The sequence below is a fragment of the Chitinophaga sp. OAE865 genome (genome assembly GCF_040546735.1).
In the GTDB taxonomy this organism is placed as follows: Bacteria; Bacteroidota; Bacteroidia; order Chitinophagales; family Chitinophagaceae; genus Chitinophaga; species Chitinophaga polysaccharea_A.
This window is the reverse complement of sequence record NZ_JBEPOF010000001.1, coordinates 4,686,488-4,710,830: the sequence shown is the minus strand read 5'-3', so window position 1 is coordinate 4,710,830 and position 24,343 is coordinate 4,686,488. Positions and strand designations below refer to the sequence as shown.

Below are 24,343 nucleotides of genomic sequence, written 5' to 3'. Positions count from 1 at the left end.
GATGTATGCAATTGTAGATATTGAAACAACAGGCGGCCATGCCAGTGCCAATGGCATTACGGAGATCGCTGTATTCCTGTACGACGGGAAGGAAGTGACACAGCATTACCAGACCCTGGTAAACCCCGGAATTCCCATTCCTTATTACATAGAATCGCTGACAGGCATCAGCAACAGTATGGTGGCGGATGCGCCGCCCTTTGAGGCTATTGCCCCTTTGCTGTACGATTTGCTGAAAGACCGGATCTTCGTGGCGCACAACGTAAATTTCGATTACTCCTTTATAAAGCACCAGCTGGGCAATGCCGGGTTCGACCTGCAAAGTAAGAAACTATGTACGGTACGGCTGGGGCGCAAAATATTCCCGGGCCTCAAATCTTACAGCCTGGGTAATATCTGCCGTCATTTTGGTATCCCCGTAAACGGCCGGCACCGGGCCGGCGGTGATGCAGAAGCCACCACCGTGCTTTTCGGGATGCTGCTGGCCAATGATAAGGAGAAAGTGATCGCCTCTATGCTGAAGACAGGATCGAAAGAACAGTTCCTGCCGCCCAACCTGCCACCAGACCTGGTAAAAGGATTGCCGGCACAACCTGGCGTTTATTATTTCCACGACCACAAAGACAAAGTAGTATATGTAGGCAAAGCAAAGGACCTGAGTAAACGGGTGAACAGCCACTTTACCGGGCATAGCACCAGCCGGCAACGACAGAACTTCCTACGCACCATTCACCGCATTTCTTACCAGGAAACAGCTACAGAACTGATGGCCTGTATCCTGGAATCGGTGGAGATAAAGCGCCTGTGGCCTGTTTTCAACTATGCCCAGAAACGGGTGGAGTTCAGGTACGGCTTCTATCTTTTCGAAGACCAGCAAGGCTACCTTCGCCTGGCCATAGAAAAGAAACGGAAATATTCGCACCCTGTGCACAGCTTTAACCTGCTGATAGACGGCCACCGCCTGCTGCGCTCCCTGATAAAGGAATTCCGGCTATGCCCTAAGCTTTGCTTCCTGCAAAAAGGAGATGGCACCTGCGCAGGCATTACGGCCGGTACCTGTAACGGCGCCTGCCGCAAGGCCGAATCGCCTGAAAGCTATAATGAGCGCATGAAAGCGGCCATCGCATTTCTCCAGGAACAGCAACCTTCCGTAATCATCGTAGACAAAGGGCGGAACAGCAGCGAGAAAAGCTGTATCCTGATGGAGAAAGGCCGCTTTTACGGCATGGGCTATATCCCCGCCAATGTTAACACTACCGAGGTAGAACATGTCCGGGAATACCTCACCCCATACGCCGAAAACGAAGTGATCATCGGCCTGCTCCGGCCATATGCGAGCCGCGCAACAGTTGTCTGACGCGGAATTTGTCTTGGAACACTGATTATGCTGATTTTGATGATTTCATTGAATTTCTTTTATGGAATGATAAAGGGAGATAAGATTATTTTATCTCCCTTTTTATTAAAATCAAATTCTAAAAATATCAATGAAATCATCAAAATCAGCATAATCAGTGTTCCAAGACAAATTCCGCGAAAAAGTTTACACGATCGTAATAAGTGAACCGTTTCCTGATTACTTTTGCATCGCATCAAGCATATTTCATCTTTAATTATTAATCTTTTTTTATTCATGTTAGAGTCAAGTTTCAAATTGCCAGGTCAAACTGCCTTTTACAAAGGAAAAGTACGTGATGTTTACACCATTGAAGACAGGCTGATGGTAATGGTTGTAAGCGATCGCATCTCGGCATTTGATGTGGTGCTGCCTCGTCCCATTCCATTCAAGGGACAGGTATTGAACAAAGTGGCCGCCATTATGCTGGAAGCCACTAAAGACATCGTTCCTAACTGGGTAAAATCTTCTCCGCTCCCCAACGTGACCATAGGGCTGAAGTGCGAAACCTTCCCGGTGGAAATGGTGGTACGCGGTAACCTCACCGGGCATGCCTGGAGGACCTACAAATCCGGCCAGCGTGTACTTTGCGGTGTAACCATGCCGGAAGGGTTGAAAGAAAACGATTTCTTCCCGGCGCCCATCATCACCCCAACCACGAAGGCGCATGAAGGCCATGACGAAGACATTTCCCGTGAAGAGATCATTGCACGGGGGCTGGTGAGCAAGGAAGATTATGAGCAACTTGAAAAGTATACGCTTGCCTTATTTGAAAGAGGCAGGGAACTGGCCGCCAAGCGCGGATTGATCCTGGTAGATACCAAATACGAATTCGGTAAGATCGGCGATACCATTTACCTGATCGATGAAATCCATACCCCTGATTCATCCCGTTATTTTTATGCGGAAGGATATGAAGAGAACCAGAAGAACGGTGTTCAGCAGAAACAGCTGAGCAAGGAGTTTGTACGCGAATGGTTGATGGCAAACGGCTTCCAGGGTAAAGAAGGCCAGCAGGTACCGGAAATGACAGACGAATTTGTTAACAGCGTAAGCGAGCGGTACATTGAACTGTTTGAAAATATCACCGGTCAGAAATTTGTGAAAGAAGAAGTAGCGGCTGCGGATGCAGAGTCCAGAATTATAGCTGCACTGAAAAATTTATAATCACCCGGATCGCTCCGGTGCAATGCCGGAGCGGTTTTTATCCCTTATGTGCACGATGAAATTACAATTGATCTCCGCAGTAGTTTGTTTATTAGGCATCACCGCCTGCAACAATGCCTCCAAATCGCCTAAAGAATTAAGCAGCCAGGAAGTACTGGAACTGGCCGGAAAATCGCCGGGAATGAACGCCGGCAGAGGCACTTTCTCTGTAATCACCCCCGCCGGCTGGACTAAGACAGATACCGTGATGAGCCGGATAGAATATACTTTTATGATGGCGCCTCCCGGCGGCGACAGCAGCTTCAGAGCTAATGTGAATATTGTTACACAGGAACTGAAACAGGGGGTTACACTGGACAAGGTGATGGAAACCACCCAAAAAGAGATGGAGAATTTCTTCGTGGATTACAGGAAGATCGGCAACGGGGAACGTTCCGTTGCCGGTGTGAAAGCCAAATGGATGAAATGCCAGTATGCCCACCGGGAAACCGGCACCCCGCTTAACGGGGAGGTAACCATCCTGGTAAAAAATAATATTGCCTACGCTATTACACTTACTACCCTTGCCAACGACCTGGTTAAGTATGAACCGGCGCTGGAAGAGATCCTCGGCTCTTTTACAACGAAGTAAGAAATATAAATTTTCAGGGAGAATACCCGTGCAGAGCGATTCTTTGCACGGGTATTCCCGTTTACAGCTATATGCGCTGAATGCCTTATTTTTGTTGGCAAAACCAATGAGCGTTGAAACACCTTGCCGCACTTAATAAATACTTTCTTACCAATAAATGGCTGCTGATCCTTGGACTGTTGTTTACCGCCATCTCCATTGTATTCAGTGTGTTCCAGCCTATCATGGTACGCCAGATCTTTGACCTGCTGGCACATAATATAGACGAATACCGGCTGTTGGACAACACCGCGCTAAAAGTGGCTTTCCGTGGCGATTTCACGCATGTACTGGCCTTTTACGGCGTAAGCATTCTGCTGTTTGCATTGCTGAGCGGGTTCTTTCTGTTCCTGCAGCGGCAAACCCTCATTGTAATGAGCCGTCATATTGAGTACGACCTGAAGAATGAGATTTACCAGCATTACCAGAAACTGGATCTTAATTTTTTTAAGATGCACCGCACCGGTGACCTCATGAGCCGGATCACGGAAGATGTATCACGGGTACGCATGTACGTAGGACCTGCTATTATGTATGCTTCCCGGACCTTGTTCCTGATCGTCATCATTGTATACCTGATGCTGCAGGTGAACCCGTTGCTAACGCTGTATACCTTGTCGCCACTGCCTTTCCTGGCCCTGACCATCTATTATGTGAACAGGATCATTCACCGCAAAAGCGAAAGGATACAGGCGCAGCTGTCCAACATCACTTCTATTGCACAGGAATCTTACTCCGGTATCCGGGTAATAAAATCATACATCCAGGAAGATGCAAGTGCAAAGCATTTTGAAGAAGCCAGCGAAGCGTATAAGAACAGTTCTATCAGTCTTGCTAAAACAGATGCACTATTCCAGCCCACCATGGCGCTGATGATAGGTTTAAGCGTGATCCTCACCATTTTCATCGGCGGGATCCAGGTGATTGAAGGAAACATTACCGTGGGCAACCTGGCGGAATTTGTGATCTATGTGAACATGCTGATGTTCCCGTTCTTTTCCATAGGGATGGTAGCTTCCATGATCCAGCGTGCAGCGGCCTCACAGCAACGGATAAACGAATTTCTGCAGATCGAGCCAACCATTAAGGATGCACCCGGCGCAAAAGCGGTGAAACTGGAAGGGGAGGTGCGGCTGGAAAATGTAACGTTTACTTATCCGCATACAGGGATCACTGCCATTAATAACTTTAACCTGCATATCCGGCCCGGGCAAAAAGTGGCTGTTATTGGCCGCACCGGCTCCGGCAAAAGTACACTGGCGCAACTGCTGATACGGATGTACGATCCGCAGGAGGGGAAAGTGATGGTGGACGGCCAGGATATCCGGGGGCTGCAACTGGGCAACCTGCGGGGGCAGATCAGTTATGTGCCGCAGGATGTGTTCCTGTTCTCCGACAGCATTGCCAATAATATCCGCTTTGGCAACCCCAGCGCTACTATCCAGGAAGTGCAAACTGCCGCCAGGCAGGCTTCCGTGGAAAAGGACATACTGGGCTTCAATGAAGGTTTTGAAACGGCCATCGGGGAAAGGGGGGTAACCCTCAGCGGGGGGCAGAAACAACGTATTTCCATTGCCAGGGCGCTGATCAAGGACCCCAATATCCTCCTTTTCGACGACTGTTTATCAGCCGTGGATGCCCGTACGGAGAAAGAGATCATTGGTAACCTGTATGCCTATCTGAAAAACAAGACGGCTATTATTATTACCCACCGGATCTTTGCCTTGTTTGAGTTCGATAGCATAATTGTACTGGATGAGGGAAAAATCGTAGAGCAGGGAACACATAATGAATTATTATCATTGAATGGTTATTATGCGGAGCTGTATGCGCGTCAGCAATCAGGTGATGAGGAAACTGCCAATGAGTAGCAGTCATTTGCCTGTATATGCCCTGCCGCAGCCTGTTACAGGCGGGTTTTATGATTTTTCAAAATCATTTAAAAATATTTTGATATTTGTAAAACAATAGTATATTTGTCTCTTATTGTAACAGGATTTGATTCGTTAACACTTAAATCTATCAACTGTGGCGTACGAAAACAACAATCAACAGGAAAGAAACAATGATAGCATCTTTTCTAAACGATTGAAAGCGGGCAAAAGAAGAACGTACTTCTTTGATGTAAAGACCACTCGGGGAAACGACTATTTTCTTACTATAACTGAAAGTAAGAAGCGTTTTAATGACAACGGTTATGACAGGCACAAAGTATTCCTGTACAAGGAAGACTTCAACAAGTTCCTGAACGCATTAACCGAAACCATCAACTATGTTAAAACTGAGTTGATGCCCGATTTCGACTTTGATGCCTACAACCATGATTATGTGCAGGAAGAACAGGACGAAACAGAAGCAGATGGATCTGAAGTTCGCGCTTCAGCAATCCCTGTAGAGGTGGAAGTACCTGTTGAGGCGTCAATAGCCGCCCCGGCTTCACATAGCTCTGATGAGGTAGACAAATGGTAAGATTTTTACTTAAAATAATTGGCAACCCCCGGATTTCTCCGGGGGTTTTTTATTGCGCGGATTTTGTCTTGGAACACTGATTACGCTGATTTTGATGATTACTTTGATTTTTATTGTTGATTTTTTGTTGTTTTAGATGTTGTTTAAAATAGTTAAGGGAGATAAAAAGCGGATTCGCTTTTATCTCCCTTATTTATTATCAAACTTCAAAAAATAAAATCAAAGTAATCATCAAAATCAGCGTAATCAGTGTTCCAAGACAAAATTCGCGCCGAGGGCGATCCTACGCTAAACGCATATCCTTCCACGCGTTGATAAGCCCGTTGGTGCTGGCGTCATGGTTTAGGATGATATCGCTGTTTTCCAGTTCAGGCAGTATTTTGCTGGCCAGTTGTTTGCCCAGTTCCACACCCCATTGATCGAAGCTGAAAATATTCCAGATCACACCCTGAACAAAGATCTTGTGTTCATACAAAGCTATCAGTGAGCCCAGGGAGCGTGGGGTAATTTTCTTCACCAGGAAGGAGTTGGTAGGGCGGTTACCAGGGAAAATTTTTGATGGGAGGATCTTGGCAATTTCTTCTGCAGGTGCACCGGATTTTTCCAGTTCAGCCTTTACTTCTGCTTCCGTTTTTCCATTCATCAGCGCCTCCGTTTGTGCAAAGAAGTTCGACAGGAGCTTTACGTGATGATCACCGATAGCGTTGTGGCTGATGGCCGGTGCGATAAAGTCGCACGGGATCAGGCGGGTGCCCTGGTGAATGAGCTGGTAGAAAGCATGCTGACCGTTGGTACCGGGCTCGCCCCAAACAATAGGACCGGTTTCATAACTAACGGGATGGCCTGTACGATCGGCTGACTTACCGTTGCTTTCCATATTACCTTGCTGGAAGTAAGCAGCAAAGCGGTGCATGTACTGGTCGTACGGCAGTATGGCTTCCGTAGCGCTGCCAAAGAAATTACCATACCAGAGACCAATCAGCGCCATGATAACAGGTATATTCTGTTCCAGCGGCGTTTCTGCAAAGTGCCTGTCAACCGCATGCGCGCCATCCAGTAATTGGGTGAAGTTGTCGTAGCCGATAGTCAGTGCTATAGACAGGCCGATAGCGGACCAGAGGGAATAACGGCCTCCAACCCAGTCCCAGAATTCAAACATGTTCTGCGGGTCGATACCGAAAGCGGTAACTGCTTTTTCGTTGGTAGATAAAGCCGCAAAATGTTTGGCAATGAATTTCTCATCTTCCGCATGCTCCAGGAACCAGCTGCGCGCAGTATGGGCGTTGGTCATGGTTTCCTGTGTGGTAAATGTTTTGGAAGCGATGAGGAACAAGGTTTCATCCGGTGTGATCTTTTTCAGTGTTTCGGCAATGTGGGTGCCATCTACATTGGAAACAAAGTAAGTCTGGATGTTGGGTTTCCAGTATGGCTTCAGGGCTTCTGTTACCATTACCGGGCCGAGGTCGGAACCACCAATGCCGATATTCACGATATAACGTATGGGCTTGCCCGTGTATCCTTTCCATTCGCCGGAATGTACCTGACGGCAGATGTGATCCATTTTATTCAGCACTGCTTTTACATCAGGCATTACATCGCGCCCATCCAGTAAAACCGGTTTGTCTGACGTATTGCGCAAAGCGGTATGCAGTACCGCGCGGTTTTCCGTAACGTTTATTTTCTCTGCGCTGAACATGGCCTTTATGGCATCCGTTACACCGCATTCTGTTGCCAGGGCTAATAACAGGCTACGGGTATCTTCCGTAATAATATTCTTGGAATAGTCGAAAAGGATGTCTTCAAATTTAAGCGAGAACTCACTGAAGCGTTCTTTGTTTTCCATAAACAAGGCACGCATATGTACCTTCTTCATTTCTTCAGCGTGTTTCTTTAAAGCGTCCCACGATTTGGTGGTTGTTGGATTGGTAGATGGAAACATAGTCGTGTATATATTAAATGCGCATCAAAAATAATCTTTTAGATTCATGATTTCTGTTTCCTGTATAATTGCCAGGAAATTGTTACAGCAATAACCCCGATAGCGATAATACAGGTATGAATAATGGCGTTTTCATCCATCATTTCTGCAGTCTTTCTTTTCAGCAGGATGCCATAGAATGCCCACACACTAACAAGTGCATAGGTAATATTGTTACGGAGCAGCACCATAGCCATACTCACCAGGGTGCCCAGGCTGATCATAGCAATGGTCCACAGGATCTGTGCATGACGATTCCCTTCCCAGCCGGTATATACAAGCAATGCGGTAAAGTTGGCAATGGTTGCAATAGAGATCCATCCCAGGTAAATACTGAAAGGAATATGGATAAATATTTTCTCCCGCAGATTGGCAGGAGCAGTGCTGATGCCGAAGTTAACATGGACAATGGCCAGCGAAATAAGAAGGATCACCATAATGGCCATGCTTACAGGGACAAGATGATAATGCCAGGCAAACAGCCAGCAGGCATTGGCTACACAGGAAATGAGGAACCAGTCTTTCATACGCTGCATCACATAAGCCAGTGTTGCAGGTTCCTTATTTGAAAAGGATAACCATAACTGGTATACAATAAAAGCCAGCAGGGAAATATAAATAACGCCCCATATAGAAAAGGTAATGCCCGCAGGTGCGAACAGGTTGGGATACTCTTCAGAGATCTGCGCAGTGGTTTTGCCATTGATGGGAAGCTGCACTGCCAGTGCATTTACACCTATCATAATAATAAACCCAATAGTATTGAAAACGGACCGGTTTTTAAAGTGGAGGGTTTCATGGCTCACCATAACAGATGGGTGCTTTTTATAATATTAGTGACATGGTTACCATGTTACAACACAAAAATTATGCTAAAGTGAACAATCAAAACAAAGTTTGAAAGGCGTTAGTATATATATCCGTTTTTTCCATACATTTGCCAGCTATGACAGCTGAGCAACTTAAAGCTATGAGGGACCGTTTATATGTCCTGGGAGGTTTTCTTTAACGTACCTGACCGATTAGCAAAAATAGAAAACGACAAACAATTAAGCCTGGCGCCCGGTTTCTGGGATGACAACGTCAGAGCTACTTCGATTCTGAAGGAAATAAAGGTAAACAAATACTGGGTAGACCTTTACGATCAGGTAAATGCTGCGATTGATGACAGCGCTGTACTGAACGATTTTTTTAAAGAAGGGGAAGCAACGGAAGAAGAGGTGGAACAGGCTTACAATGCTGCAGTAGCGGCACTGGACGATCTGGAATTCAAATCCACTCTCAATCAGCCGGAAGATGAAATGCCCGCGGTATTAACCATTAACTCCGGTGCAGGCGGCACGGAAAGCCAGGATTGGGCGGAGATGCTGCTGCGTATGTACCGCATGTATGGCGAGAAGCAGGGTTGGAAAGTATCAGAAATTGATACACAGTATGGTGATGGCGCCGGGATCAAATCCGCTACACTGGAATTTGATGGCGACTTTGCCTATGGCCACCTGAAAGCGGAAAGCGGCGTACACCGCCTCGTCCGTATTTCACCTTTCGATTCCAATGCCCGCAGGCACACCTCTTTCGCCTCCGTATATGTATATCCGTTAGTAGACAATACTATCGAGATCGCTGTAAATCCTGCCGACCTGGAATGGGAATTTTACCGTTCGGGTGGTAAGGGCGGACAGAACGTAAACAAGGTGGAAACAGCCGTACGCCTGAAGCATATTCCTTCCGGTATTATCATCGAATGCCAGCAGGCACGCACACAGGGAGAGAACCGCGAAAAGGCGCTCACCATGTTGAAATCACGCCTGTATGAAGAAGAGATCCGCAAAAGGGAAGAGCTGAAAAATGCAGCCAACGCCAACAAACGCAAAATTGAGTGGGGATCACAGATCCGTTCATACGTATTCCATCCGTATAAGATGATCAAAGACCACCGCACCGATTTTGAAGTAGGTAACGTAGGCCCGGTAATGGACGGCGACCTGAATGGGTTTATAAAGGCATACCTGATGATGCAGAAGGAAGAGGACAATAATTAATAAGTATCGACTAATTATTAATAAGCGCGTAGGCGTTGTATCATGTAATTTTGCTGCGGAAACAATACTCGTAGTCATTTGTTTATTTGATTGTTTGCGGGCCTCCGGGCTTACAAATGATCAAATAAACAAATATTAAAATTAGGATACAATGAATACAGGATACTTTGAGTACGCAGCGCCTGCTAATGAGCCTGTGTTATCTTATGCACCCGGTTCTGCTGAGAGGATTGCATTAAAGAAACAGTTAGCCGCCTTCAAAAGCGAAGTAGCAGATATACCCATGTATATCGGTGGCAAGGAAATCCGCACCGGGAACACCGTTGATCTGCGCCCTCCCCACGAAATCAAACACAAACTTGGTCACTTCCATATGGGCGACGCCTCTCATGTGAAATCCGCCATCGCTGCGGCGCTGGAAGCACGTGAAAAATGGGCCGCTATGGATTGGGAACAACGCGCCGGCATCTTCCTCCGCGCCGCTGAGCTCCTGGCCACCAAATACCGCTATCATATCAATGCCGCTACCATGCTGGGCCAGAGCAAGAATCCCTTCCAGGCCGAAATTGACAGCGCATGTGAACTGATCGACTTTCTCCGCTATAATGTACACTTCCTGAGCGAAATTTACCGCCAGCAACCGGTGAGCGCACCCGGCATCCACAACAGGGTAGAATACCGCCCGCTGGAAGGTTTTGTGCTCGCTGTTACTCCTTTTAACTTTACCGCTATTGCCGGTAACCTGCCTACTTCCGCTGCCATGTGCGGTAACGTTGTGGTATGGAAACCCGCCAATACACAGGTGTTTGCCGCCCAGGTGATCATGAAGGTGCTGATAGAGGCCGGCCTGCCAGGTGGCGTTATCAACCTAGTATATGCCAACGGCCCCGTTGTCGGCGATGTCTGCTTCGCAGATCCTCACTTTGCAGGTATCCACTTCACCGGCTCTACCGGCGTATTCCAGACCATGTGGAAAACCATCGGCGAAAATATTCATAAGTATAAAACATACCCGCGCATTGTAGGTGAAACCGGTGGTAAAGACTTCGTCCTGATCCACAAATCAGCCGATGTAGATATTGCCGTTGCCGCACTGGCACGCGGCGCCTTCGAATACCAGGGCCAGAAATGCTCTGCCGCTTCCCGCGCATACATACCAAACAATCTTGCTGACGATATAAAATCCAAATTAGTTGCTGAGCTGAAAACCATGAAAATGGGATCCACAGAAGATTTCAGCAACTTCATCAACGCAGTGATCGATGAACGCTCTTTTGATAAAATTGCGCAGTACATCGACAATGCAAAGAAAGACCCGGCTGTAAAGATCATTGCAGGCGGTAACTACAACAAAACTGAAGGTTACTTTATCGAACCAACCGTGATCGAAACCACCGATCCGAAATATATCACCATGTGTGAGGAAATTTTCGGACCAGTGCTGACAATTCACGTGTATGACGCGGAGAAATTTGAAGAGATCATGCAGGTAGTAGACAGTACTTCCGAATACGCCTTAACCGGCGCGGTGATAGCACAGGACCGCTATGCGGTGGAACTGGCTACCCGCACACTGGTAAACAGCGCAGGTAACTTCTACATCAACGACAAACCAACCGGCGCAGTAGTAGGACAGCAGCCATTTGGCGGCGCCCGTGCTTCCGGTACCAACGATAAGGCAGGTTCCATGCTGAACCTCTACCGCTGGTTAAGCGCCAGAAGCATCAAGGAAACTTTTGTACCGGCTACGGATTACCGTTATCCGTTCCTGAAAGAGGCTTAGTAAATGTTCATGATTTATATGCAGGCGGTGGATCTATATCCATCGCCTTTTTTGTACCTTGCACCCTCATTCAGTATCCAGGAAATTATGCAGGCAGACATCCTACAAAAATACTTCTCAGAACATCATGAGCATTACCGCGTTGCAGATCTTGAACAACTGCTTATTGCCGACGGAACGCCGCAGCCGGAAGCCAGCATAGCTGCAGCCAGGGCTTTTGATGAATATTTCAGGAAACAACTGCGTAAGAAGGGGATCAAAGCTGCCGTTTTCTTCGGCATAGGGCTTATTGCACTGCTTCGTGTTATTACCCTTACCAACCGCGAGGAAGGCAGCTTTATGCAGGTGTCATTCTCCCTGGCATTGGTGGCCTTTACAATAGTGCTGGGTATCATTTGGGGGATGCAGTTGTTTGCGCTTAAAGAAGAGATCTCTACGTTTAAGGATATGAGGAAGTTGTAATTGTAAACACAAAATACCCGCTGCCGATATAACTTCAACAGCGGGTAAATAAATTTATCCGGGCCTTCTTTATTGCATCCGCTGCAACGCAGCCAGCGACTCAGTCACATGTTTCTCTCCATCGCGCAGCGAATTGAATTCATGCACAATCACCCCGTTCTTATCTACGATATAAGTAACCCGCCCCGGAATCATAAAGGTTTTAGGCATACCAAATAATTTGCGTACTTCATTTTTAGGATCGCTCAGCAACGTGAACGGAAGATTATGATGCGTTGCAAAGCTGCGGTGAGAAGCCACATTATCAGCACTGATTCCAATCACCTTCGCACCGTACTTCTGAAAATCCTGGTAGGAATCCCTGAAAGAGCAGGCTTCCTTGGTACATACACTGGTTTCATCTTTCGGATAAAAATAAATGACCAGCGGTTGTTTCCCTAACACGGTATTGATATCAAAAGTTTTCCCTGTCTGATCCTGCAGGGAAAAGGAAGGAATTTTATCCCCGGTTTTTAGTTGTGCCTGGGAACTGGAGCCCCATAGCTGGAAAAAGGCGGTCATAGCGAAAATGGTCTTTAAAAGTTTCATACCCCGTTATTATTGACACTAAAGTACGAAGAGAAGGGGAGCATCCCTCGCACTCCATGAAAAAATGTCGTTTTTGTTATGTTAATATTTATATTAAACAGATATGTTTTCCCCGGTTGAACAATGCTGGCAGGAGAGGAGCCGCATCATTTCAGAAATATTCCCTTGTTTATCAATCTTTTCTAATATTCAACTTTTTATCTGTAGCATTTAATCATTATTTTTGGCACCTAAAACGTTGTGTTTTGAAAACCATACTAAACGGCAGGCAAATGGCTATTACGATAGACAGGCTTTGTCATCAGTTGATAGAAAATCATTTACAGTTTGAGCAAACCGTGCTGATAGGATTACAGCCCCGTGGTATTTATTTATCCGGCAGAATTCATCAGGCCTTGCTGAAACTGTTACCAGGCGCGCACATCGATTACGGCAAACTGGATATCACTTTTTACCGCGACGATTTTAACCAGAGCAAAACCCTGCATGTACCGAGTGAAACCAGTATAGATTTTTCCATAGAAAATAAAAAGGTAGTGCTGATTGATGATGTATTGTATACCGGCCGTACTATCCGTTCGGCCCTGGATGCAATGCTGGACTTCGGCCGGCCCGCTTCTGTAGAGCTGCTTACGCTGATAGACCGTCGTTTCAGCAGGCAGCTGCCTATTCAGCCGGACTATACCGGACGTACCATTGATGCCCTTATTTCCCAGAAAGTAAGGGTATTGTGGAATGAAAGAGATGGTAAAGACGAAGTAGTTTTGGTCGACTAAAATGAATCGGGATTTCAGAATTCAGATTTCACCCTTTATATTTGCACATTAATGTCACTTTCTGTAAAACACTTACTCGGAATTCGCGATCTGCAGCGCCAGGATATAGAGCTTATTTTTCAAACAGCCGACCAGTTTAAGGAGGTTTTACAAAGGCCTATTAAAAAGGTGCCTACGCTACGCGATACAACAATTGTCAATTTATTTTTTGAGAACTCTACCCGCACACGCATCTCTTTTGAGTTAGCGGAAAAGCGCCTGGGTGCAGATACAGTTAATTTTTCTGCCTCGGGATCTTCCGTATCCAAAGGAGAAACGCTGATAGACACGGTGAACAACATCCTGTCCATGAAAGTGGATATGGTGGTGATGCGCCACTCTGCCAGCGGTGCGCCGCATTTCCTGGCCAAGCACATCAATGTGCCTATCCTCAATGCAGGCGATGGTATTAACGAGCATCCCACACAGGCATTGCTGGATGCCTTCTCCATCCGTGAACGGCTAGGCAGTGTGGAAGGTAAGAAGGTTGCCATTTGTGGAGATATTATGCACTCGAGGGTAGCCCTCTCCAACATTTACTGCCTCAAAAAACTGGGCGCAGAAGTAACCGTGGTAGGCCCGCCAACATTAATACCGAAATACATGGCGGCAGCGTTGGGCGTAAATGTAAGCTATAACATCCGTGAAGCCCTGCAGTGGTGCGATGTGGCCAATGTGCTGCGTATCCAGCTGGAAAGACAAAACACGCCGCTGTTCTCTTCCCTTCGTGAATACTCTCTTGCATACGGCGTAAACCGTGAGCTGCTGGACAGCCTGAATAAAGAAATTATAATCATGCACCCAGGCCCGATTAACCGTGGTGTGGAAATAAATTCCGATGTGGCAGACTCAGGTCAGTCCATCATCCTGGACCAGGTAGAAAACGGTGTGGCTGTACGTATGGCTGTATTGTACCTGCTGGCAGGAAAGAAATCCGAATAGCGAATTGCTCCCTGTTGGCTTCTGAAAAATCAGAAGCCAACAGTCAACCCCAATGTATATGATCTGAAAAACGGATATGCATTACCGTTATAACCTCCCGCCTGTTCCGGATCATAATACTTAATCTTCATTTTGGTAGTTTCCCAGAGATCCTGTCCTGAGAAGTAAATGCGCAGGTTACTGATCCATATTTTCCTCAGCCAGCTGGCAGGCAGGGAATAACCCACCTGCAGGTTCTTCAGCCGGATATAGGCGCCGTTCATCACCCAATGGGAAGATGGTACTGTATTTTGATGATCGTTGAGATACAGCCGTGGAAATAACGCATCAGGATTTTCCGGTGTCCAGTAGTCCTGGTTAATGTCCCAGGGCTGCTGCCAGGCGCTGGTAAAAGGAAGATTATAACGCGGGTCCGGCATCACCCTGCGGTTAGCCACACCCTGGAAGAAAACGGAGAAATCAATTCCTTTCCATGCGAAACCTGCATCTACACCATACGACAGTCTTGGATCGGTGCTACCCAGGTATACCAGGTCGGCGTTATCTATTTTGTGATCACCGTTAATGTCTTTATAACGCAGGTCGCCGGGACCGGTGTTCTCGTGCTGGAAGGCGTGCTGGCTCACTTCATCTGCCGATTGGAAATAGCCATCGGATTCATAGCCAAACAGGGAAGAGTAAGGATACCCGGCAATACCCTGGTTCCAGCCTGGCTGGGGGGCCACATTATCATTCTTCAGCACTTTATTCCGGTTATAAAAGAGATTACCATTGATATACCAGGTAAAAGGCCCTTTATCATCGCGCCAGCCTATATTTATTTCCCAACCCCATGATTTCATTTCACCACGGTGAAAATCGATTGGCCAGGCGCCCTCTGTAGATGCGGTAAGCACCGGGATCTGCATATCGCGGTTATGCTTAACAAAGTAATCGGCGGCCAGGGTGAGCCTGCCCCTGAATAAAGTAGCATCCCAGCCATAGTTATTGGTGGAGATGTTTTCCCAGCCCTGGGCCTGGATGACGGGGTTCTTATATACAAAAGGCAGCAGGTACGGAGGAGCATTAAAGCTGAAAGTTTGCAGTCGCTCATCATTGGGAATACTGTTCCAGCTGTTAACATTCCCCAACCTGCCCCATGACCACCTGAGCTTGAATTCGTTAAAAAAAGGCAATGCCCGGTTGAACCAGGTTTCATTGTTCAGTCGCCACCCGGCAGAGAAGGAGGGAAATACCTGCCACTGATCCCTGCCGGCAAATGAGGTGCTGTACTGCGATAGCCGCGATCCGATGAGGTTGGCCTCCACCAGGTAGCGGTTATCGTGGTTGTAGCTCATTTTACCAAATATGGATAGCAGTGAACCGCTGGCGCCCAGCAACTGCGTATATGCGGGAGCGTTATTGAAGTGATTGGTATTGATTTCCTGCTGACTGATATTGTAGGAGGCCGCCGTACTTTGCGTGGTATTGTATGCTTCCTGTGTGGCTCCGCCAAGCAGGTGAATATTATGTTTGTCTTTTTTTACATCATAGTCGGCCAGCAACTGCAGGTTACCGCCTTTACTTTCCAGCCGGCTTTTCTGTAGCATGTTATTAGGTTGCAGCAACGCGGCGGTATCCATGCGGTTCCAGAGGGCAATGGTATTACGGCCCAGGTTATCCTGGAGGGTATGTTTCTGCGGACTGTAAATAAGGCGAAGGGTAAGCCCTTTAACGATACTGTCGGCCCTCAGTGTAAACACCGCATCTATATAATTATTTTTCTCATCACGTTCACCTCCATCTTCCAAAATAGCATAACCAGGTGCGCCGCCGTAAGCATAATTACTGGTATTGGGCACAAACACAGGCACATTTCCCGGGCCGCGGTAAATCCCTGCCAGCAAGCCATTGGGGCCTTCCACTGCCTGGGCCGGGGAGAAGGTATTAGTTTGGGCGTACGATAACCGTGTTTCCAGGCTGAAATGCTTATTGAAGCGGTTGTTCATGTTCACCCGTGCATTCACACGATGGGTACGGTCCGGGCCGATGGCAAAGAGTCCCTGTCGCCCGAAATAGCCCAGGGATGCAGAGAACTGGTTGGAGCTATCGCCCCCTTTTACGGACAGGTTATAGTTTTCAATACCGGTTTTGCTTTTGGTAAGCACCGGCAGGGCATTGTAGTTATAGTAGTATTTGTAGAAATCAGGACGCCGGTAGTCGATAGCATAATGATTCCCCGATCTCATTAAATCTATTTCCAGGGGATCCCAGGGCGCAACCTTTCCTGCATTTTCCGCGGCAATGTTCTGCATGGCGGCCGACTGCCAGGAGGGGAGGCGGTTGGGCAGGCGGATAGGGGTTTCAAAACCTCCGAGAGTATTGAAATCTACTTTCAGTTTGCCTGGTTTCCCGGTGCGTGTAGTTACCAATACTACGCCTCCTGCGCCACGGGCGCCGTAAATAGAAGCGGCTGCCGCGTCTTTCAGGATAGATACGGATTCAATATCGTCCGGGTTCAATACGGCGAGGGAGCCGGGCACACCGTCTACAATCACGGGGGTATTGCTGCCGGAGGAAGAGCCCACACCCCGCACCTGGATGTTAAATCCTTCACGGCCGGGCTGCCCGTTACTTCTTGTTACCACCAGGCCGGTGGCGGTGCCTTGTAAGGCCGCCATCACATTGGCTACGGGCCGGCTTCTCAACCGCACGCCATCTACCTGGCTGATAGAACCGGTAATATTGGCGCGTTTCTGCAGGCCGTAACCCAGTACTATCAGTTCATTCAGCTTACGCAGGTCTGGTTGCAGCAGTACAGATATATTTCTCCTGTCTCTCACCGCAATCTCTTTTGTTTCAAAACCTATCAGGGATACCTGTAGTATAGCCTGCCCGCTGGCCAGGTCTACTTTAAAACTGCCGTTTTCCGTAGTGGCGGTACCGTTAGTAGTGCCTTTTTCCCGGATAGATACACCGCTCAGCGGCTCCATTCCATCGGAAACAGACCCTGTGAGGGTCCATTTGTTAGGGTTGGGATCTGTGTTACGGGGAGGCGTTTCATCCGCAGCTACGGTGTTGAGGGGGATCACGATGATTTGCCCGTCTTTTATCTCCACTTTATATTTTGCAGGAGGGAAGATCTTTGGCAATACTTCCAGGAGGGAGGAATTATGTACATGTAAGCTAACGCCCTGGCGGGTTTCCAGTTCCCCGGAAGAAATGGCAAAAGTATATTTGGTTTGTTTTTCTATTTCCCGGATCACTGTTTTCAGGCTGGCGTTTGTAAACTGGAGGGAAACCTTTCTGGGAGGGGCATTGGTGTGCTGGGCCATAGCTACAGCATTGGCCAGTACCAGGATAACAATAAGAATAAAATCAGGCACGCATCCAAACCTGGAATTGGAGATACGCGCCTGTAGCAATAATTGCTGCATAAATAAAAGGTCAGGCGCGTATTAGTAGATGTCTACCAGGTCGTTTTTATGCGTAATATTAATTTGAAGGGTTTTTCTCATAATGTCCAGCACTTCGTCCAAAGACATATTGGGGAAGGTAGCCAGCAGTTTTTTATCAGCCAGTTGCTGATCCCTGATGGTGATCTGTACATTATAAAAATCTTCGAGGGCTTCCGCTACTTCGGTGAGCGGGGTATCGTCAAACGTTAATGTCCGGGTTTTCCAGGCCAGGATGTTATTGTTCTTTTTATGTGTACGGGTATCTATTTCGTGACCGTTAGGTTTCAGGGAGGCTTCCACGCCCGGGGTAAGGATCACTTTTTTCTCAGTGCCTTTATAAGCCGCGCTTACCTTCCCGGATTGTACAAACACTTTTACCCCGCTGTTGGCGGCTTTTACATTAAAAGCAGTGCCTAATACCTGTACTTCTACTTCGGGGGCATTTACAATGAAGGGGAGGGCATCGTTTTTAGTAACATCAAAAAAAGCTTCTCCCTTATCTATTTTAATCAGCCTGTTATCTTTTCCAAATCCGCGTGCATAGCGTACCTGGGTATGTGCGTTGAGATACAGCATAGAGCCATCCGGCAAACGAAGACTGTCCTGCTGCTGGTTGGTGGCGTATGTTTTATACCCGCCCGGGCCCAGCCAGGTCCATGTGCCGGCAATCACCAGTACGGCTGCGGCGGCCCACCAGTACCTGCGGTTCATCCTGATCACGCGGGTGTTTTTCCTTTGTGCGGGAAGCGAAGCAGCTACAGGAACCTTATCCAGCATGGTATCCAGCGCCTGCCATTGTCCCTGGGTATCGAAAGCAGAGGCGGCAGGAAGCGGATCGCCATGCCACATGCCTTTCATATCCAGGAAGATATCCAGGTTACCGGCATCCTGTTGAATCCATTCGTTGAGCTGCGTTTTGTGCTGCTCATTGTCCGGATCTTCCAGGTAACGGATCACTATATCTATGTCTGTTTGATTATTCATGGCTTCTTATTAGTAATACAACCGAAGAACGTTATACCATTAAGCGATAATAAAAAAAATTCCGGAGCATCTTACGACTTATTAATAAGGTCTACCCGTAATCGTTTTAAAGCCGTGGTTAAGTGGGCGTATACTGTATTGATAGAGATATTTAATTGTTCTGCGATTTCGGCCGGCGACAAGCCTTTCAGGCGGCTCATTTCAAAAACACGGCGGCATTGGTCCGGTAATTTTTCAAGGGCAGAGCGGTATTGGGCTTCCAGTTCCTTATGTTCCAGCAGAGAATGGTTATTTTCTGCCGGTGTAGCGGTTTGCATTTGTTCCTTGGCGTATACTTCTTTCCGTTGCTCTTTTTTTATCCTGTTCAGACAGGTGTTTACGGTGGCTCTTGCGAGATAGTGATTAATAGGGGCTCTTTCATCCAGGTTTTCCGCACCTTTCCACAAATTGAGGAAAACATCCTGTACCATATCATTCGCGTCATCTTCATCTTTCACATACCGTACGGCAATATTATACATGGATGGTGCGAACTGTTTAAAAACAGTTTCGAACACATCTTTGTTTCTGCTCCGGATGCCTTTTACTATTTCGTCGTTACTCAATTGCAACATGCTTTTGATCTTTTGTCTTGTTTCCGTAGTGCGAAGATAATTTTTAAAATTACTAATTACGAAAGCAGCTGGTATAACGCCTTGTAATTCTTTTTTTCACTTTAACATTTCTTTGACTAATGGTAAGTGAATTGTCGGATGTATTGTTTATATACGGTAGCCAACGATGAGGGCATATAACAAAAACCATGCACATTCATCCGGGCCGGGGATATTCAATATAAATATTAACCATTCAAAAATTGAAGCCATGAAAAAATCAATTGTAGGAACGCTCGCTTTAGCAACAATGGTACTTGGGATGTCGGCTTTCAAAAGTGCAGATGTAGCCGCAGTAAAAACTGTAGACAGCACCGCCGCAATGGTGGATTCAATTGCAACAGACTCCATTGCCAGCCTTGACTCAGTAAAAGTTTTCAGTGTAGACTCACTGCAGCGCCTGGATTCTTTAAAAGGATTTAATTCCTTGACAGTAGACTCTTTAATGGGAACCGATTCTTTACAGAGAGTGGATTCCTTGGCCGGAATTGACTCTGTAATGCGTATTGACTCTTTAACAGGGGTAGATTCTTTACAGCGGCTGGATTCCTTAACCGGGATTGACTCGTTGCAAAGAGTGGATTCTTTAACCGGAATCGACTCTTTACAAAAAGTAGATTCTTTAACCGGAATCGACTCTTTACAGAAGGTAGACTCCCTGCAGGGACATGACTCACTGAAAGTGATGACTGTAGAAGGTGGTTCTATCACCGGTAAAATCACTCCTGCCGACAGCGCTACTGAAGTAGAGGCCGACAACGGTACTGATAAGCTGAAAGGCGCTATCTCACAGGGTGCATTCACCATTCCGGCTGCCAAAGCAGGAACTTATACTATTACTGTTCTCGGCAAAAGCCCATACAAAAACGCCGTGATCAAAGATGTAAAAGTAGAAGACGGTAAAGCTACCGACCTGGGCGAAATCAAATTAGAACAATAGTTTTTAATAATGAAATAGCAACCAACAACACAAAATCATCCACATTGGAAAGCCCAATTTGGTTTGATGCAGGGGGACCTCTTACGGTCCCTCTTTTTTTTGCGCGGATTTTACTGATTTATTTTGCTGATTGTTGGGCTGGGGAAGGATATGGGGTGGTTTGGTTTTTATTTTTTGGGGAGATGAGAAAGGCCGTCTCTACTAACTGCTATAGCTCCGTAAAGCAGGATAGTACTTTCATCCGCTCACTCACGGAGCTGTAAGGCCCGCCAGGGTTGGCAAGGGCTTGGGTTTAGCTGAGGCAAGCAGGTTGTTCGTTTCGCCCGTTCCCAAAAGCTCAAAGCAGGTTTTCAGCACTGTTCCCGGGAAATTGGGTTCTTCGTCTGTAAGGCAGGCGGATTTGGGTCGAAATGTAGGTGGAGGAGACTGATATGATGTCACTTAAGGTAACATCTTATTAATTAATAAATGTCGCTTTTAAATTTTCACTTATTTCTTCGTAATTAATATATGTGTTGCCCAAGGGCAACGTTTGTTATCTTCAGATCAGATAATAATATTAATTACTGAAATTATATTTAATATATTGAAAATAATAATAGTAGAGACAGCAAGATGCAAAACTGGCTCGTAAAAGAGCTGGGAGTAAGTATTACCACGGTTTCAAAATGGCGTACCAATACAATGCAGCCTACCGCGGAACCTTTGTTCGATATCCCGCTGCACTGGATGTGGATGTACGGGAACTGCTGCTTAGCACAAAGAAGCAGGCGTAGAGCTACGTAAATCTATTTATCATCTTTTTCCAAAAAAAGTTGGCCTGGATTTCTTTTTTTTCTAAAAAAAAACATTATCATTGAAATCAGAAAGTTGTTTGAACCTTATTGATTTGTGACCTAACTGTAGAATGCAGAGCCTTTGGGCCACTTCTACGTTAACTCTTGAATAAGCATTAACAGGCAATTCGTTCCGGAGTAGTATTACCAACACTGCATACACCGGATTTAAAGTCAAACAAGCAACGAGTGTAAGAAGTATTTGGTAACAACTTATAAGTTGCAATAGGATAATGAAAAATTGTGTTAATTGTCTTTTGTTTCCTGAATAGGTTGTTATTTGTAAAATCCATTTTGGATGCATGTTTTAAGGCAAATAGTATAGGTACCCGTGCGTTTGAGAAGATAGTTGACCTCGCAGGATTACCTTACATATATATTGGCTCCTTCCTGCCATAGCCAATATTGCCGCCAGAGAATTTATATAGAGTTTTTTGCTTCCAATTTTTATTGGGAATCCAAGCTTCATGACGTCCCGGGTCTGATGATCCTCCTGGTTTCATGAAGATCGGTCTTCTTATTAAATGAAAAGCCTGCAAAACATCCAGTTACAGCCGGGGATGTTTTTTACTGGTTTCAGCAGTTATAAGAAGGTAGAGAACTTGCGCTAAAGGAAATACCCTCTAAGTGAAGAATCATGCCCCTGTGGTAGATGCAAAGCATATTGTGGCTTTGTCCATGATAGCCGTGTGCAAGCATGAAAACTAGTATCAGGAAAAGATTTAATAATTCAATATAAAATTTCAAACAAATGATCAGATTAAGTTTATTCAGTGTCAGAGCCGCTTTAGCAGTCACTTTATTTGCCGTTACTTTCGCATCATGCACCCAAATCTCTACTGAAAAACCTCAACCGGTGGATTCAACGGCCATTTATCTCAAAAAACTCAATGAATACAAAAAAAGTGACCATAAGAAGTTTGTTGGTTATTTCAACGGTTTAGAAAAATCTGTTTCTGCAGATAGTACCAGGTATATGTATAGTAATCTGCGACTGGTTCCGGATAGCGTCGATGTTGTAGATATCTTCACTCATATGGGAAAAGGAAACAAAGAATTGTGGAACAACTTTGACAAGATAAAAGCAGATATAAACTATCTCCAGAAAAGGGGTACTAAAGTGGTGAATTGCGTTTGGCTGACTGATTTTCAGGATTGGCATAAAAATGCAGATGGAACTCCTGTATATAATCACAATGAGGCCGACTATGATAAATTTGCAAAATTGGTTTATGATTATTTTACGGAATGGGGCCTGGACGGAATAGATGTAGACATGGAACCTGAACTCATTTATAGTAAGGAACAGACAAAGGGGTTACTGAAAGCATTGAGCAAATATTTCGGTCCTAAATCAGGGAATAACATTTCTTTTATTTTTGATACAGACCAAACATCGGGTACTATTTTTCAAATCTTTAACGATACCTATAGCTATTATAACAATGTTATCTTTCAGGGATACAATTGTGCCGGCGATCGGTGGAGCGGAAATCAAAATATGATGACTGGTGTAGTGAATCAATATGGAAAGCTTATTGGTAATAAAAATGTATTCTTTTTAACCAATGGTGAAAAACCATGTGCCTGGAATGTGAATAGCGCTTTGGGTAAAAATACCTTAATTGAGGAATATGCATTATGGGCATTGAAAACTGATGTTGGTGGTATAGGGGCATATGGATTCAATTTGGATTATAATAATAATAAATATTCTAACGTTCGGAAATCAATAGCAACAATGAATTCCCCTCAATAAATTGGTTTAACTTTTTTTTGGGAAAAATAATGGGCTGGTATGTAATATTATATATGAGCCCGTAATATAGCATTGCCCGGTTTTTCAGGCGGCTGTAAACTGAACTGTATTTAAGGTTGGAATATTTCAGACCTTTAATACAGTTCTTATTTTATGGGGTATGCCCATCTGTTTATTGCATTGGGAGGTATTTAAAGTAAATCATCACGATCCTGAGACAGACAATCTCCGCTTCAAATATTATTTTTTGCAGATAGCAGCTACTCAGTAATTTAGCGCTTTCAAATATTTAATCACACATGCGCACCATCCTGCTCCTCACCATTTCCAATACCTTCATGACCTTTGCCTGGTATGGCCACCTCAAACACCAGGACGTTGCCCTCTGGAAAGTGATCCTCATCAGCTGGGGCATCGCCTTTTTTGAGTACTGCTTTATGGTGCCCGCTAACCGCTACGGCGCCCAGGAAGGGTTTACCGGGTTCCAGCTCAAAACCATCCAGGAGGTGATCACCCTCACCGTTTTCAGCATTTTTGCGGTTACCTTCCTCAAGGAGCCCCTCCGCTGGAACTATCTCGTCTCTTTTTTCTTCCTTGTAGGAGCCGTATATTTTATGTTTAAAAAGTAATGCAGTAATAAAGCAGTGAGATATATATACTTTAAAACCAATTCATATTATATAATAATAAATGTAAAACAAGATCAAATTAGAAAAAATCTGTATTATCTTTAGGGATCAGTTTTCAACCAAAAAACAAATTATTGAGGGAAGAAGCCAATATACAGCTGCTGGTGGAAAGGGTAGCATCCCTTGGAGATGAACAGGCTTATAAAGCGCTGTTCCGGATATTTTACAAGCCCTTAAGCCAGTTTGCCTTTTCCATCGTAAAGTCCTGGGAATCCGCTGAAGAAATCGCCTCGGATGTATTCCTGAATGTATGGAAGCAGCGGGAACGACTGCTCCAGGTTGAAAATCTCCGCGTGTATCTTTATGTATCCACCAAAAATATTGCCCTCAATTACCTGAATAAGGCTGCCCGTACCCAGCATTTCAGTCTTGATGAAGTAGCGGTAGACATCAGCGTCAGCAATGCCACACCGGAACAGATCTTCATTTCCGGCGAAATGGTAAAAAGAATAGAAGCAGCCGTAAATGCACTCCCACCCAAAAGGAAAATGATCTTTAAGCTCATCCGGGAGGATGGCCTTAAATATAAAGAAGTTGCCCAGATCCTCGACATTTCCGTGAATACCATTGATGTACATATGGCCCAGGCCCTCAAAAAGATCAGTGAAGTGATCAACCTCTCTTTTATCAAAACAAAATAATTTAAATTTTTTTTCAGGCGGAGTAGTAGATTTTCAAAAATTGCTTGTCCTTCTGTATAATCATGCTTTTGTATCATACACATGGAACAGGA

The 24,343-nt window shown here is 45.7% G+C and carries 20 protein-coding genes; 14 read left to right on the top strand and 6 right to left on the bottom strand.

From position 1 onward, the window contains the following. Window position 1 precedes the first annotated feature (1 nt). The 5 genes from ABIE50_RS19060 to ABIE50_RS19040 all read left to right on the top strand — a co-directional run bounded on the left by ABIE50_RS19060 (window position 2) and on the right by ABIE50_RS19040 (window position 5,702). A complete protein-coding gene (locus ABIE50_RS19060; protein ID WP_209857825.1) occupies window positions 2-1,357 on the top strand; it encodes an exonuclease domain-containing protein in 1,356 nt (451 codons plus the stop codon). A 276-nt stretch (window positions 1,358-1,633) separates the two neighbouring features. Further along, on the top strand, window positions 1,634-2,563 hold the full coding sequence (locus ABIE50_RS19055) for a phosphoribosylaminoimidazolesuccinocarboxamide synthase (RefSeq protein ID WP_209857824.1): 930 nt from the start codon (window positions 1,634-1,636) through the stop codon (window positions 2,561-2,563). 55 nt (window positions 2,564-2,618) lie between these two features. Continuing rightward, a complete protein-coding gene (locus tag ABIE50_RS19050) occupies window positions 2,619-3,194 on the top strand; it encodes an LpqN/LpqT family lipoprotein (RefSeq protein WP_209857823.1) in 576 nt (191 codons plus the stop codon). Window positions 3,195-3,307: 113 nt separating this feature from the next. After that, window positions 3,308-5,104 carry an ABC transporter ATP-binding protein gene (locus ABIE50_RS19045; RefSeq protein WP_209857822.1) on the top strand — a complete coding sequence of 599 codons (1,797 nt, stop codon included), beginning with the start codon at window positions 3,308-3,310 and terminating at the stop codon, window positions 5,102-5,104. Between the two features lie 157 nt (window positions 5,105-5,261). Next, window positions 5,262-5,702 carry a DUF3276 family protein gene (locus ABIE50_RS19040; protein WP_209857821.1) on the top strand — a complete coding sequence of 147 codons (441 nt, stop codon included), beginning with the start codon at window positions 5,262-5,264 and terminating at the stop codon, window positions 5,700-5,702. A gap of 283 nt (window positions 5,703-5,985) precedes the next feature. On the opposite strand, the gene pgi is transcribed toward ABIE50_RS19040, so the two are convergent. Together pgi and ABIE50_RS19030 are read right to left on the bottom strand one after the other, a co-directional pair. Next, entirely contained in the window at window positions 5,986-7,641 is a 1,656-nt protein-coding gene (gene pgi, locus ABIE50_RS19035; protein ID WP_209857820.1) for a glucose-6-phosphate isomerase, read from the bottom strand. 44 nt (window positions 7,642-7,685) lie between these two features. Further along, window positions 7,686-8,489 carry a TspO/MBR family protein gene (locus ABIE50_RS19030; protein ID WP_209857819.1) on the bottom strand — a complete coding sequence of 268 codons (804 nt, stop codon included), beginning with the start codon at window positions 8,487-8,489 and terminating at the stop codon, window positions 7,686-7,688. Between the two features lie 137 nt (window positions 8,490-8,626). Here ABIE50_RS19030 and prfB point away from each other — a divergent pair. From prfB to ABIE50_RS19015, 3 genes are all read left to right on the top strand, one after another. Further along, window positions 8,627-9,722, top strand: a protein-coding gene (gene prfB, locus ABIE50_RS19025; RefSeq protein WP_142687117.1) for a peptide chain release factor 2 whose coding sequence is annotated in 2 segments (ribosomal slippage) — window positions 8,627-8,686 and window positions 8,688-9,722 — 1,095 coding nt in all. Because the reading frame shifts where the segments join, the coding sequence is not laid out codon by codon here. 151 nt (window positions 9,723-9,873) lie between these two features. After that, window positions 9,874-11,505 (top strand): L-glutamate gamma-semialdehyde dehydrogenase, encoded by a 1,632-nt coding sequence (gene pruA / locus ABIE50_RS19020; protein ID WP_209857818.1) that lies wholly within the window; start codon window positions 9,874-9,876, stop codon window positions 11,503-11,505. 3 nt (window positions 11,506-11,508) lie between these two features. Beyond that, a complete protein-coding gene (locus tag ABIE50_RS19015) occupies window positions 11,509-11,967 on the top strand; it encodes a hypothetical protein (RefSeq protein WP_209857817.1) in 459 nt (152 codons plus the stop codon). A gap of 69 nt (window positions 11,968-12,036) precedes the next feature. On the opposite strand, the gene ABIE50_RS19010 is transcribed toward ABIE50_RS19015, so the two are convergent. Further along, complete coding sequence (locus tag ABIE50_RS19010) at window positions 12,037-12,555, bottom strand: peroxiredoxin (protein WP_354028077.1); 519 nt, start codon at window positions 12,553-12,555, stop codon at window positions 12,037-12,039. A 245-nt stretch (window positions 12,556-12,800) separates the two neighbouring features. On the opposite strand from ABIE50_RS19010, the gene pyrR reads away from it, so the two are divergent. Continuing rightward, window positions 12,801-13,331: a bifunctional pyr operon transcriptional regulator/uracil phosphoribosyltransferase PyrR gene (gene pyrR, locus ABIE50_RS19005; RefSeq protein WP_209857816.1), complete on the top strand. Its 531-nt coding sequence runs from the start codon at window positions 12,801-12,803 to the stop codon at window positions 13,329-13,331. Window positions 13,332-13,382: 51 nt separating this feature from the next. Further along, window positions 13,383-14,312, top strand: a complete 930-nt coding sequence (locus ABIE50_RS19000) for an aspartate carbamoyltransferase catalytic subunit (RefSeq protein WP_209857815.1) — start codon at window positions 13,383-13,385, stop codon at window positions 14,310-14,312. 29 nt (window positions 14,313-14,341) lie between these two features. On the opposite strand, the gene ABIE50_RS18995 is transcribed toward ABIE50_RS19000, so the two are convergent. The 3 genes from ABIE50_RS18995 to ABIE50_RS18985 form a co-directional block, all read right to left on the bottom strand. Further along, window positions 14,342-17,728, bottom strand: coding sequence for a SusC/RagA family TonB-linked outer membrane protein (locus tag ABIE50_RS18995; protein WP_209857814.1), 3,387 nt, complete (start codon window positions 17,726-17,728; stop codon window positions 14,342-14,344). 21 nt (window positions 17,729-17,749) lie between these two features. After that, window positions 17,750-18,733 carry a FecR family protein gene (locus tag ABIE50_RS18990; protein ID WP_209857813.1) on the bottom strand — a complete coding sequence of 328 codons (984 nt, stop codon included), beginning with the start codon at window positions 18,731-18,733 and terminating at the stop codon, window positions 17,750-17,752. Window positions 18,734-18,804: 71 nt separating this feature from the next. Beyond that, on the bottom strand, window positions 18,805-19,347 hold the full coding sequence (locus ABIE50_RS18985) for an RNA polymerase sigma-70 factor (protein WP_142687108.1): 543 nt from the start codon (window positions 19,345-19,347) through the stop codon (window positions 18,805-18,807). 250 nt (window positions 19,348-19,597) lie between these two features. Here ABIE50_RS18985 and ABIE50_RS18980 point away from each other — a divergent pair, with 250 nt between their 5' ends. From ABIE50_RS18980 to ABIE50_RS18965, 4 genes are all read left to right on the top strand, one after another. After that, complete coding sequence (locus tag ABIE50_RS18980) at window positions 19,598-20,326, top strand: peptidase associated/transthyretin-like domain-containing protein (RefSeq protein ID WP_209857812.1); 729 nt, start codon at window positions 19,598-19,600, stop codon at window positions 20,324-20,326. A gap of 1,587 nt (window positions 20,327-21,913) precedes the next feature. Continuing rightward, window positions 21,914-22,921, top strand: a complete 1,008-nt coding sequence (locus ABIE50_RS18975; protein ID WP_209857811.1) for a glycoside hydrolase family 18 — start codon at window positions 21,914-21,916, stop codon at window positions 22,919-22,921. A 299-nt stretch (window positions 22,922-23,220) separates the two neighbouring features. Further along, window positions 23,221-23,550 carry a DMT family protein gene (locus ABIE50_RS18970; protein WP_209857810.1) on the top strand — a complete coding sequence of 110 codons (330 nt, stop codon included), beginning with the start codon at window positions 23,221-23,223 and terminating at the stop codon, window positions 23,548-23,550. A gap of 134 nt (window positions 23,551-23,684) precedes the next feature. Continuing rightward, window positions 23,685-24,251: an RNA polymerase sigma factor gene (locus ABIE50_RS18965; protein WP_354028076.1), complete on the top strand. Its 567-nt coding sequence runs from the start codon at window positions 23,685-23,687 to the stop codon at window positions 24,249-24,251. Window positions 24,252-24,343: the final 92 nt, after the last annotated feature.

Excerpts from the sequence above, each read along its gene's own strand:
- ABIE50_RS19060 (WP_209857825.1), top strand. The coding sequence starts at position 2 with ATGTATGCAATTGTAGATATTGAAACAACAGGCGGCCATGCCAGTGCC.
- ABIE50_RS19055 (WP_209857824.1), top strand. The coding sequence starts at position 1,634 with ATGTTAGAGTCAAGTTTCAAATTGCCAGGTCAAACTGCCTTTTACAAA.
- ABIE50_RS19050 (WP_209857823.1), top strand. The coding sequence starts at position 2,619 with ATGAAATTACAATTGATCTCCGCAGTAGTTTGTTTATTAGGCATCACC.
- pgi (WP_209857820.1), bottom strand. The coding sequence starts at position 7,641 with ATGTTTCCATCTACCAATCCAACAACCACCAAATCGTGGGACGCTTTA.
- ABIE50_RS19030 (WP_209857819.1), bottom strand. The coding sequence starts at position 8,489 with ATGGTGAGCCATGAAACCCTCCACTTTAAAAACCGGTCCGTTTTCAAT.
- pruA (WP_209857818.1), top strand. The coding sequence starts at position 9,874 with ATGAATACAGGATACTTTGAGTACGCAGCGCCTGCTAATGAGCCTGTG.
- ABIE50_RS19015 (WP_209857817.1), top strand. The coding sequence starts at position 11,509 with ATGTTCATGATTTATATGCAGGCGGTGGATCTATATCCATCGCCTTTT.
- ABIE50_RS19010 (WP_354028077.1), bottom strand. The coding sequence starts at position 12,555 with ATGAAACTTTTAAAGACCATTTTCGCTATGACCGCCTTTTTCCAGCTA.
- ABIE50_RS19000 (WP_209857815.1), top strand. The coding sequence starts at position 13,383 with ATGTCACTTTCTGTAAAACACTTACTCGGAATTCGCGATCTGCAGCGC.
- ABIE50_RS18995 (WP_209857814.1), bottom strand. The coding sequence starts at position 17,728 with ATGCAGCAATTATTGCTACAGGCGCGTATCTCCAATTCCAGGTTTGGA.
- ABIE50_RS18990 (WP_209857813.1), bottom strand. The coding sequence starts at position 18,733 with ATGAATAATCAAACAGACATAGATATAGTGATCCGTTACCTGGAAGAT.
- ABIE50_RS18985 (WP_142687108.1), bottom strand. The coding sequence starts at position 19,347 with ATGTTGCAATTGAGTAACGACGAAATAGTAAAAGGCATCCGGAGCAGA.
- ABIE50_RS18980 (WP_209857812.1), top strand. The coding sequence starts at position 19,598 with ATGAAAAAATCAATTGTAGGAACGCTCGCTTTAGCAACAATGGTACTT.
- ABIE50_RS18975 (WP_209857811.1), top strand. The coding sequence starts at position 21,914 with ATGATCAGATTAAGTTTATTCAGTGTCAGAGCCGCTTTAGCAGTCACT.
- ABIE50_RS18970 (WP_209857810.1), top strand. The coding sequence starts at position 23,221 with ATGCGCACCATCCTGCTCCTCACCATTTCCAATACCTTCATGACCTTT.